Source organism: Streptomyces sp. NPDC005866 (genome assembly GCF_040629895.1).
GTDB lineage: Bacteria > Actinomycetota > Actinomycetes > Streptomycetales > Streptomycetaceae > Streptomyces.
The window spans coordinates 52,285-62,483 of sequence record NZ_JBEXWP010000041.1; the positions used below are offsets into that span (position 1 = coordinate 52,285).

General features: G+C 66.1%; 12 protein-coding genes and 3 pseudogenes. 6 read left to right on the forward strand and 9 right to left on the reverse strand.

Going from position 1 to position 10,199, the window contains the following annotated elements:
• Positions 1-217 precede the first annotated feature (217 nt).
• On the reverse strand, positions 218-403 hold the full coding sequence (locus ABZ396_RS38555) for a hypothetical protein (RefSeq protein ID WP_358923769.1): 186 nt from the start codon (positions 401-403) through the stop codon (positions 218-220).
• Between the two features lie 536 nt (positions 404-939).
• Here ABZ396_RS38555 and ABZ396_RS38560 point away from each other — a divergent pair.
• Positions 940-1,167, forward strand: a complete 228-nt coding sequence (locus tag ABZ396_RS38560; protein WP_358923770.1) for a hypothetical protein — start codon at positions 940-942, stop codon at positions 1,165-1,167.
• A 204-nt stretch (positions 1,168-1,371) separates the two neighbouring features.
• Here ABZ396_RS38560 and ABZ396_RS38565 read toward each other — a convergent pair whose 3' ends face one another.
• The gene (locus tag ABZ396_RS38565; RefSeq protein WP_358923772.1) at positions 1,372-3,018 is read right to left on the reverse strand and encodes an amidase family protein; all 1,647 of its coding nucleotides are present in this window, start codon (positions 3,016-3,018) and stop codon (positions 1,372-1,374) included.
• Between the two features lie 194 nt (positions 3,019-3,212).
• Here ABZ396_RS38565 and ABZ396_RS38570 point away from each other — a divergent pair.
• Positions 3,213-3,552 (forward strand): annotated as a pseudogene (locus tag ABZ396_RS38570) (ATP-binding cassette domain-containing protein); the annotation flags it as partial.
• 22 nt (positions 3,553-3,574) lie between these two features.
• On the opposite strand, the gene ABZ396_RS38575 reads toward ABZ396_RS38570, so the two are convergent.
• Positions 3,575-4,324: a transposase family protein gene (locus ABZ396_RS38575; protein WP_358923789.1), complete on the reverse strand. Its 750-nt coding sequence runs from the start codon at positions 4,322-4,324 to the stop codon at positions 3,575-3,577.
• Between the two features lie 119 nt (positions 4,325-4,443).
• On the opposite strand from ABZ396_RS38575, the pseudogene ABZ396_RS38580 reads away from it, so the two are divergent.
• Positions 4,444-4,660, forward strand: a pseudogene (locus ABZ396_RS38580) (ABC transporter ATP-binding protein); the annotation flags it as partial.
• A gap of 349 nt (positions 4,661-5,009) precedes the next feature.
• On the opposite strand, the gene ABZ396_RS38585 reads toward ABZ396_RS38580, so the two are convergent.
• Both ABZ396_RS38585 and ABZ396_RS38590 read right to left on the reverse strand, forming a co-directional pair.
• Positions 5,010-5,921, reverse strand: coding sequence for an IS3 family transposase (locus ABZ396_RS38585; RefSeq protein ID WP_358923774.1), 912 nt, complete (start codon positions 5,919-5,921; stop codon positions 5,010-5,012).
• A 93-nt stretch (positions 5,922-6,014) separates the two neighbouring features.
• Complete coding sequence (locus ABZ396_RS38590) at positions 6,015-6,197, reverse strand: transposase (RefSeq protein WP_358923776.1); 183 nt, start codon at positions 6,195-6,197, stop codon at positions 6,015-6,017.
• Positions 6,198-6,251: 54 nt separating this feature from the next.
• Here ABZ396_RS38590 and ABZ396_RS38595 point away from each other — a divergent pair, with 54 nt between their 5' ends.
• Together ABZ396_RS38595 and ABZ396_RS38600 are read left to right on the forward strand one after the other, a co-directional pair.
• Positions 6,252-6,563 (forward strand): DUF4158 domain-containing protein, encoded by a 312-nt coding sequence (locus tag ABZ396_RS38595; protein ID WP_358923778.1) that lies wholly within the window; start codon positions 6,252-6,254, stop codon positions 6,561-6,563.
• 165 nt (positions 6,564-6,728) lie between these two features.
• Positions 6,729-7,085: pseudogene (locus tag ABZ396_RS38600) on the forward strand (DJ-1/PfpI family protein); the annotation flags it as partial.
• A gap of 51 nt (positions 7,086-7,136) precedes the next feature.
• On the opposite strand, the gene ABZ396_RS38605 reads toward ABZ396_RS38600, so the two are convergent.
• From ABZ396_RS38605 to ABZ396_RS38620, 4 genes are all read right to left on the reverse strand, one after another.
• Positions 7,137-7,925: a DUF2182 domain-containing protein gene (locus ABZ396_RS38605; protein ID WP_358923780.1), complete on the reverse strand. Its 789-nt coding sequence runs from the start codon at positions 7,923-7,925 to the stop codon at positions 7,137-7,139.
• A gap of 36 nt (positions 7,926-7,961) precedes the next feature.
• The gene (locus ABZ396_RS38610; protein ID WP_358923782.1) at positions 7,962-8,591 is read right to left on the reverse strand and encodes a DUF1326 domain-containing protein; all 630 of its coding nucleotides are present in this window, start codon (positions 8,589-8,591) and stop codon (positions 7,962-7,964) included.
• Between the two features lie 341 nt (positions 8,592-8,932).
• Positions 8,933-9,388 (reverse strand): PIN domain-containing protein, encoded by a 456-nt coding sequence (locus ABZ396_RS38615; protein ID WP_358927078.1) that lies wholly within the window; start codon positions 9,386-9,388, stop codon positions 8,933-8,935.
• A gap of 13 nt (positions 9,389-9,401) precedes the next feature.
• Entirely contained in the window at positions 9,402-9,605 is a 204-nt protein-coding gene (locus ABZ396_RS38620) for a hypothetical protein (RefSeq protein ID WP_358927077.1), read from the reverse strand.
• Positions 9,606-9,774: 169 nt separating this feature from the next.
• Between ABZ396_RS38620 and ABZ396_RS38625 the strand changes: the two genes are divergently transcribed.
• On the forward strand, positions 9,775-10,152 hold the full coding sequence (locus ABZ396_RS38625) for a transposase (protein ID WP_358927076.1): 378 nt from the start codon (positions 9,775-9,777) through the stop codon (positions 10,150-10,152).
• Positions 10,153-10,199: the final 47 nt, after the last annotated feature.

Sequence of the window (10,199 nt, forward strand, 5' to 3'; positions counted from 1 at the left end):
ACCAAGGCCGCCCTGACAGATACTCACAGTAATCGGAAGCAGCGTAAGCCCTCGATTACAGGTCACCTGATCACAGACTCCTACCACTACTGGACCCCTATAGCTACGGCGAACAGACAGCGCTGCGTGACTGCCAGGGATGATGGTGGTGTCCGCGGGTGGCCAGGCCTCGCTGGGCGGGGATGCAAAGACAGCCCGCCCAGCGCCATGCCGTGGATTAGTACCGGGTCTGCATCCACAGCACGATCAGGCTGACCGCGCCGCTGCCGACGCCGTAGGCCATGCCGCGGACGACGTGCTGGCGGATCTGCCACTCTCGGATCCGCCGACGAAGCCGGGCCGTGCGGCTCTCCGGCTCGTCGGGTGTGTTGCCGGGGTCCTCCGTCTTGCTACCGTCGCTCATGACGGATCTCCTTCATCGGTGGGATTCGGTCCGCCTCCAGGGCCCCCGGCCCGATGCCCGGTCAGGCTCAACCGGGCCGAGGAGCCCTGCAGCGCGGTGGGCCAGCGGCCCGATGTGATGACGATGAAGGATTGACAGTTTGCGCCGCAAGTCGTCGTTTGCGCAGGTCAGTTGAGGGTGGCCTAGGCCGTCCGTAGCTATGTTCGCTCTGCTGGTCGGGCAACACTGGAGTCAGTGCCCAAGGTTGATTCTCAACTTTGATGGTCTGGCGGTGGCTTCGTCGGCGTGCTCAGCCGGTGAGCGTAGGAGCTTTACGTCCGTGGACCGTCAGCCCGAGGGGGGCGCCCCGGGCCCCGGTGTGGGCGATCGTGCCGGCGGCCGACGGAGCCGGAATGCCCTGCTACACGAGGACAGGGCCGGGAAGGTGTTTCGATCGAAACACTTCCTGCACTCGCGTTCGGATCGGTCGAGCGTGTCCACGAAGTGGTTCGGCCGAACCAGTTTCTGTACTCCCGCCCGGGGCGACGCACCGCAGCATGACTTCCTTCACCTGGCGCCAGGTCTTCGGGTGGCTGCGGCGCAAGCACCGCCGGTCCAGCTGGAAGAGTCTGCGCCGCCGTTATGGCGCGGGCCGATGGTGGCCCGCCGACGACGAGGTGACCTTGTTCAAGTGCGCGAAGGTGCGGACCCACCGCTACCTCTACCGCGGTAACAAGATCCCGTCGCCTTGGCCCAGTGGGACCACGACGGCAGTGGCCGTCTGAGAGGGCTTGTGGAGAGCCGGATGCCTGGAGATCGGGCACGTCCGGTTCGGGAGGCGGGCCGGGGAAACCCACCGACGGCAACGTCGGCAGGGCGCCCCGGCCCGACCTCACACGACCGTCGAACGGACGGGGCATGCGAACCAACAGCAGTGGGCCCGTTGCCGACGCTCGAAGGAGCGTCGGCAACGGGCCCGACTGGGTTACTCAGTGGTGACTGCCACTCGTGGCCGCGCCGGGGTCGGTGGGCAGCACCGGAGTCGTGGCCGGCGCCTTGCGCAGGTGCGTGGCCTGCTCGAAAGAGTACGACAACCCGATCAGCTCGGGCTCGCTGAACGCCGTACCGAGGAAGGCCAGGCTGATCGGCAGCCCGTTCGCGGTGAAGCCGTTGGGTACCGTGACCGAGGGGTAGCCGGACAGGCTCGCCAGCGCGGTGCTGCTAGGCACCGACTGGCAGGTGTTCGTCGCGGTGCTGCCGGGGTAGGCGCTCGCCGGGCAGGTCGCGTTGGGGAAGACCAGCCCGTTCAGCCGGTTCGCGTTCAGCAGAGTGTCGATGCCCTTGCGGAACGAGGCAGGACCGGTGGTGAGCGTCTGCTGGTACGTGGGGTCGGTGAGCGGACCCCGGGCCTGGGCCTGGTACAGCCGGGTCAGCACAGCAGGCGAGATGGGGAAGCCGGGCTGGCTGCTCTGCGCGATGACATCGGCCAGGGTCTTGACCGGGACGCTCTTCGGCCTGGTCGCCAGGTAGTCGGCGAGCTGGTACTTGAACTCCAGGTCGGAGATAGTCGCGTAGACCGAGTTGGCCGAGGACAGCAGTGAGTCGGGCAGGTGCACCGGGACGATGGTCGCCCCGTGGGCCCGCATCGAGTCCAGGGCGCGCTGGGTCGCCGCGTCGATCTCGTTGTTGCCGCCGTTGAAGTTGTCCACGAACCCGATGCGGGCACCGGACAGCTTGTTCGCGTTCAGGTACTTCGTGTAGTTGGTGCTGTAGTGGCCCGCGCTGGCGTCGGTCCGCGGGTCCTTCGAGTCGACTCCGGTCAGCGCGCTGAGCATGGCCGCGCCGTCGGCGACGGTCCGGGTGAGCGGACCGGCGACGTCGAAGGTCAGGCTGAACGGGATGATGCCGGCGCCGCTTACCAGCCCCATGGTCGGCTTGATGGCGACCAGGTCGTTGTTGGCGGCCGGACCGCGTAGCGAGCCGAGGGTGTCGGTGCCGATACCGGTGGCGGCCAGGTTGGCGCCGACCGCGGCACCGGGGCCGGCGCTGGAGCCGCCGGGGCCACGAGTGAGGTCGTACGGGTCGAGCGTCTGGCCGCCCACGGAGCTGTACCCGCCGCCCGCGGAGCCGCCGTGCGCCCACTCATCCATGTTGCCCTTGCCCAGGATGACCGCCCCGGCGTCCAGCAGGCGCTGGGCGACGGAGGAGTTGTTCTTCGGGTAGGTGCCGGCCAGCGTCTTCGACCCGCCGGTCGTCGGCATGTCGGCGGTGTCGATGTTGTCCTTGAGGATCACCGGGACGCAGTGCAGCGAGCCGGTGAAGCCGTGCTTGGCGTAGGACTTGTCGAGCGACGCCGCCCGCTTCAGTGCCTGGCCGGACACGCTGATGTAGCTGTTGATCTTGGGGCCGGCCTTGTCATAGGCCGCGATACGCTTCAGGTACGCCTGAACGAGCTGTACACACGTCAGCTGGTGCGACCCGATCGCGGCATGGATGCCGCTGATGGTGTCTTCCGTGAGCGTGAACGACGCCTGCTTATCCGCCGCCTGGACCGGGGCGGTGAACGTCGCGGCGATGGTCGCGACGGCCGCGGCGGTGATCAGGCCGCGGTGACGGATCCGGGTGAGCCGGCTCATGGAACTCCATTCATCTGACTCCGGTCCCCCGATGTTTCTTCGAGGCCCGCGATGACGATGGCCCCGGATGAGGGCTGAGATTAAAGCGTGTTGGTTACACCAAAAGGTTGTTCATATTTCTGGCATATTGCTGGCCGATCTTGGGTTCCGCTGTGCAACGCGCGGACCCGGCCACATGCCAAAGCCCCGCGCTCGCCCCTCTAACAGCTTTGGCGGGCGCCGGCGTCGACGTCATGAGCGCCCTGGGCACCTTCGAGCGGGTCTTAAATCCTCGACCTGAAGCACCTCATGGCTGACAAACAGGACGCCCACGAGGTGCGGACAGGCCCGGCGCCGTCGGGTTCGACAACGTCCGCTTCGCCTACCCGTCCGCCGACAAAGTGTCGCTGACCTCACTCGAGAAGTCGCGAGCCTCGACACCCGCGCGGGCGGTGAGGTCCCCTCCACGCAATCTCGTCCCGCGCCGAGGCAGGCCGTACGGTGGCGCTCGTGGGCTCATCAGGAGCCGGCAAGTCCACCATTGCCCGAGTGCTCCTGGCGGACAGAGTGAGCCCTTTCAGCGTTGACGCTCCAGGGTGAGGACGGCCTTGGCGATTGACGTCATTCGATTCGGGCTGCATCGCGCCTTGCGGAAGATCTTCCAGGTCTTGAGTCGGGCCGGGCCACGCTCGACGGCTGCCCTGGTCCGCGACAGTGCTCGGTTGACGGTCTGCTGGGTCGGTGTCAGCTCGCCTCCGGGAGGGCGCCGTTGTGGGGTGGTGACCCAGGAGCCAGCCCCGATGTAGGCGCAGTCGGCGAGGATCGGGACGCCCTGGCGCTCGCAGATCCGGATGATCCGGTGGGTCCGGGCGGCCGTCAGGTCGTGGGTGCGTCCGGGCAGAGCCGGGGAGATCCACAGCAGTCGTCCGTCCTGGTCGCTCACCAGCTGGAAGTTCACTCCGTGCCGGCGGTGCTTGGCCGAGTAGTCGGCACGACTGTCGCCGACCCGGTCGCACTCGGCGAGCGTTCCGTCGACCAGCACGTAGTCCGGGTCCGCCTCGCGAAGGGCCTTCAGCAGGCCCGGTGCTCGCTCGGCGAGCAGGCTGACGGCGGCCGAGGTGTAGGCGTGGGCCGTGCCGACCGAGATCCCGAAGGCCACGGCGATCTGTACCAGGGACTCGTGCTTGCGCAGGTAGACCAGAGCGACCAGCGCGCGCTGGGACGGGCGGAGCTTGCAGCGGCGGTCACTCTCGCGGGTGACGATGAGCATCGTGAGCCACTCGACGAGTGCATGTGGCAGGTCGAGTACGGCAGGATGAGGAACCAACAGGGCTCCAGTGCTGGCGAGTTGAGACATCGAACACCTCCCTCAACAGCACCGGGGTCCTGTTCGTTTCGCACCCTCAGCCCCTCACCCGATCGGTGGCCACTCTGAAAGGGCTCAGTGTCGTCATTCCCGACGAGGCCACCGCCCACCTGGACAGCACCTCCGAAGCCGCGGTCCAAGAGGCCCTCGTCGAAGCCCTGGAGGACCGCAACACCGTGGTCATCGCCCACCGCCTCTCCACCGTGTGGGCCCGCCGACCTGATCCTCGTCGTCGAGGACGGACAGATCGTGGAACGCGGTATGCACGCCGAACGCCTCGCGATGGACGGCAGATACAACCCATTTACCGTTCCGGGGGGCCGTCCGGCGCCCCGGAGCGTGGTCCTGCCGACTTCGACGACGAAACTTGGACGTTCCATGCATGTCTCACTACTGACGTCGTTTGCTCTCGCAGCGTTGGCAGCCGCGGTCCTGTCTGCAGCCGCATACTGCCTTGTCGCGCTGCGGATTGGATGGGCAAGGATCCGCAAAGGAAAACTGTCCCTGTCCCGCATTTCACTGTCGCCTCGATCGCGGCGTCAGTCGTAGGAGTGGTGGCCGGCAAGGTGGCCGCACGAGTAATAACAGATCGTGCCGCGCGCGGTGTGTAACGCTCTGTCAATCCCCCGGTTTCGTGGAGACCTTTCTATGCAGCCAGCTCCTCGGTGAGGTCGGCCCAGTATTTGTGTTCGTAGTCGATCGGGCTCGTCCAGTCACACACGCTGTGTAGCCGACGGGCGTTGTAAAAGTCGGTGATCCAGGTGGCGATCCGGAGACGGGCTTCGGTGAAGGTGCGCCGGTGGATGTACTCGACTTTCTGGACGCTGTTGAACGCTTCGCTGACGGCGTTGTCGAAGCACGAACCGACGCGGCCCGTGGACGCGGTGATGCCCAGGGTGCGGCAGGCCCGGCGGAACTTCCGTGAGCCGTACTCGCTGCCGCGGTCGCTGTGAAAGATCACGCCACGAACGTCACCACCACGAGTGGCGGCCGCCATGTTGAGGGCGGCGACGACCAGGTCGGCGTCGTGCCGGGCGCCCATTGCATAACCGAGCAGGCGGCGGGAGAACAGGTCGATGACCGTGGCCAGATACGGCTTCCCTTCGCCGGTGCCGATCTCGGTCATGTCGCCGCACCAGACCAGATCTGGCGCCTCGGCACTGAAGTCGCGGCGGACGAAGTCCGGGCTGGCCGGCCGCTTGCCGGGGCGGGTCAGCCCCAGTCGCCTGCGGGTCTTCCGGCCCGCCAGCCCGAGCTCGGCCATAATCTTCGCGATGGTGTTCACCGAGACCCGCCAGCCCTTGCGGACCAGCGTGACCCAGATCTTCGGCGAGCCGTAGGTGCCGCCGGAGTCGGCGAATTCCTCCCGGACCGCCTCCACCAGCCGCACGTGGCGCGTCTGCCGCGTCGTGGGCTTGCGGGTGCGGTGCTTGTAGAACCACGACTCGCTCACGCCCAGGGCGCGACACGAGACGCGGTGCGAAATGCCGTGCAAGGTCCTGGAGTCGCTGATCACCCCGACTACTTCGGCCGGGTCCGCCACGGCTACTTCACCCACAGGACCATGCAGCGTTTGAGGACATCACGCTCCATTGACAGTTCCTTGTTGTCCCGCTTGAGCTGGGCGTTCTCCCGCCGCAGCCGCTCCAGCTCATCCCCGGCGCCGGGCCGGCGCCGGCCCGGCCCGGCGGGCCCGGGAGACCCAGCTGGCCAGCGTGGTCTCGTTGATCCCCAGGTCCCTCGCAACCTCGGCGACCGGCTTGCCGGTCTCCGTCACGATCCGTACCGCCCCCTCACGGAACTCCGGATCAAACTTCCGTCGCTTCTCCGCCATGACTCCCAACTTCCCCTGCAGTCACGGTCTTCACGCTACGAGGGGAGGGACAGAGTGCGGGTGTGGGTGGACGCGCGGGCCTGGACGACTGGGGAGGGGCCGAAGGCGCTGTTCGACGCGTCGGTGGGGTGGTTGCGGGAGCGGCGGGTGCTGCTGCCTGGGGTGACGACGCTGGCTCGGCTGGTCGCCTCGGTGCGGGAGGCGGCGAACCAGCGGTTGTGGGACACCCTGTACGGGCTGCTGAGCACCGGTCAGCGGGCGGTGTTGGACTCGCTGCTGGCGGTGCCGCCGGGTGCCCGGGTGTCGGAGCTGCAGGCCGCAGGGTCGCCGTCGTCGCAACCGACGGCATTGAGGAAATCGAGCTGAACACTGTCTTGCATTATTTCCGGTCGCGTGGTGCCCAGGTTGACTTGATCGCGCCCAGGAAGCCCAGCTACCCGTACTTCCACGGGCTCCAGATTCCCGCCGTGCGCGAAACGCACATCCTCACGATTACTTTCATAGCTATCGGCGGCTGGATTAAGGTTCGACCGGCGTCTGGAGGACGCCTCCGCCAAGGGCTATGATGTCGTGATAGTTCCGGGCGGCGTCTGGAATCCCGATACGCTGCGCGGCGACGCCAAGGCGATCGGCTTCGTTCAGGAGGCAGCTGCGGAGGGTAAGATCGTCGCCGCGATCTGCCACGGCCCGTGGGTCCTTTCGGATGCCGGAGTTACTCGCGGCAAGCGCGTTACCGGATGGTGGAGCATCAAGCCGGACCTGGAAAATGTCGGCGCGACCTTCATCGACGAGCCAGCGATCACCGACGGCAAGATCGTTACCGCTCGTGCGCCGATTGACCTGGCAGCGTTCGTCCACGCGATCGATGACCTGCTCGTGGCGGCCTGACGCTCCAGGAACGCCCGGCCCCGGATGCGGGTTTAGCTGCCTGTCCTGTTCTCACATTCCCATTGGAAGAATAGCGGGCAGGAGCATGATCAGTCCCCCGTAGATTATCAGCCCCATGCCGGCGACCCTGCTTATCTGCCGGCCAATAGGCAGCGCTTTCTCAGCGAAAATCAGTACCGTCACCAGCGCCATCACCGCAAGATTCATGACGCCAAGGGGAAATAGGATCACGAACAGGAGCCAGCAGCACCCGAGGCAGTACGCGCCATGCGCCACCCCCATGCGGAAAGCCCCCATATACCCATCACGCCAGGAGCCGAGGATGAACTGCCAAGGCGTCCGGCACTTCGACAAGCAGATGTCCTTCAGGCGTGAGAGCTGATAGAGGCCGGTCACCAGGAGGATCGCCCCGCCGAAGCGGGCGACGTTTTCCGTAGGCCACGCGGATTGCTCTGCTAGCTTGTCGATCCCGGCGGCGACCGGATATGCCGCTGCCCCGAAAACTGACCAAACGAATAGATAGGCGCTGACGAAGACCCAGGTGGGGACAAAGGGACTCCCTTGCTGCCGCTTCCTGGCGTAGATTTTGGTGAACATGAGGATCATTGGCGCTGCCGTGGGGAACATCATGGCGACCATCATGAGGATCCAGATGGCAATGAACAAGAACGCGCCCATGCCCATCGTCAGGCTCATGCCCATCGCCGAGGGCATTGCCCGATTGCGCATCACGCTTGACTGCCAGATGAGCAATGCCCAGGCAAGGATCGACAGGATGAGAAGTCCGCCCAGGATCAGGTAGCGGACGAGCCATCCAGGATGAGCGGAATGCCGCGCCACGCGCATACTCCTCTTGCAATGAACTCCGCGCTGCTTTCAGGCGCTTGACCAGTTGATTGGCGCGTAGTACCCATGCTTGCCCGAGTTATCCCAGCTCATGCCGTAATCTGTCCAGCTAATGTTCTGGTCGCCAACCGCGAGTGCCACCTTGGGAGCAAAGGGATGGGCATTGAGTGTCCATATCTCATTGTCGGGGTCCAGGCTGGGAAGGGGCTGGACGGCGACGTGCATGATGTTAGGTATCTCGACGGAGCGGCGCTTGCCTTCGACGTTAAAAATGATTGGTACGATTTTCGTGCCGAGCACGGTAGATATCATGGGCGCCCACGCCCCCATTGGGCCGCCAGCGGTGCCGGTGAAGATTGCCGCGAGGGCCTGATGCTGCCGATCATTTGCTCGCTCATCGAAGTAATATACGACAGACCAGTTTCCTTCGCCCATGGGTCCGGGCGTATAGGAAATCATCGCAACATTAAGTCCGTCGAGCGTTACGTCGCCATGACTGCCGCTATTGACGTGGAAGGCAAAGGCGCCCTTGCAATCTCCTTCTGTCGGCCTTGAGGTAAAAGGCGGGTTCGGCGAGAGGAGGCAGGGGCATACCACCGTGCAGTTGCAGTTCTCGAAGTACTCGCCTGCTATGCGCCAGCGCGGCCATGATGCTGTCATTTGTCCCTCCACGTGCGCTTTCCTGCTTATTGGCGGCGAGGGTTATAGTGAACACGTGCAGTGTTCCCATCAAAACGACCCCGAATTTAGTACCCGGCCTATGGGCCAACCCCGAGTCGCGATCGCTTAGTGTCCGGTCATGACAGATGGTCCATTATACTCTGCCGTTATAGATCAGGGCGGCGGCGCTCACGCCGCCGCCTCGGCCGCCCGGCCGCGTCGCCCGGGGCGTGCGGCGTGGGCGCCGGTCCCCGGGCGCCGAACCGCTCGGCCGGGTCAGCGACAGCCCCGCCGGCCCCGGACCTGACGCCGACCCGGACGCCTCAAAACAAGGCCCAAAACTAGAACCACCGCAGGTCAGGTCCGGTAACAGTCGTCACGCAGGATAGAGCGTGAACGACCCCCCGCCGTGAGCGGACGACGGTGAAGTGCCGCCTGTCGAGCGTGGCGACGCGCAGTGTCTTGACGCGTTCGGCAACTGCCACGACCGACGCGTCCGTGCCGCCCATCGGCAAGCTGGCGTACTGGCGGACCAGGTCACCCATGCGCTGCAGGTCCTCCGGCATCAGCCCCGTGACCGTGCCGTACGCGCCGACCGCCAAGTCGTCGAGGAACGCCCCCTCGGCGGGGGGACCCCCGAACCGCTCGATGAGGTAACAGGCTTCCGCCACCACGGTGGCGGGCACCACCAAGTCCCTGCGGGTCGGAAGTGCGTCGAACCAGCCCCTGCACGCGGCGTGCGCCGCGTCGCGCGGACTGACGAGAGCGACCAGAGGGCCCGTGTCTACGACGATCACCCGCTGGATTGTGTCACTGGCCGAAGCCCTCGGCGAGGTAGTCGTCAACGTGCGTGGACAGGTCCGCCGGCGCCTCGGTCAGCATGCCGACCGAGGCCGGATACGGCGGCTCGCCGGAGTCCTCGGGCGTGTACTGGCGCAGCGCCGCCGCCGCGTCGTCCAGCGTCTCCGGTCGGAGCTGGCCGACCAGGCGGTACAGGTCATCGCGCGTCGTCATGCCCCCAGCGTACGCATCCGGAGATGCGCCAGGGTGGGGTGCAGGACAGAGCGGGGGCAGCATCCCTTGTGGGTGACGGTGCTGGCGTCGGCGTTCACCCCGCTCGTCCTCTACACGGTGGTGAACGCGGTGGACGGGGTCACCCAAGCCATCACGGCCGACGGCTGGGGTGATCGACTCCCAGTCGGTCAAGGCCGACGCCGTGGTCGGATCCGACAGCCGCGGCTTCGACGGCGGCAAACTGATCAACGGCCGGAAAAGGCACATCGTGGCCGACACGCTCGGCCTGCTGCTGGGCGTGATGGTCACCGCCGCGGATGTCGGCGACCGCGCCGCCGCCCGGGTCCTGCTAAGGCAGGTGGCCGGGGCGCATCACCGGCTGACCCTGGTCTGGGCCGACGGTGGCTACACCGGCAGCCTCGTCGAGCACTGCCTGGCCGTACTCGTGCTGGTCCTGCAGGTCGTCAAGCGCAGCGACAACCAGAAGGGTTTCGTGGTCCTGCCCAAGCGGTCCTACCTTGTTCGTGGGTTGGACGGGCCGTCGTAAGGTCCAGAGACCCAGAGACACCGGGTATGGCTTCCAAGCGGTTGCCC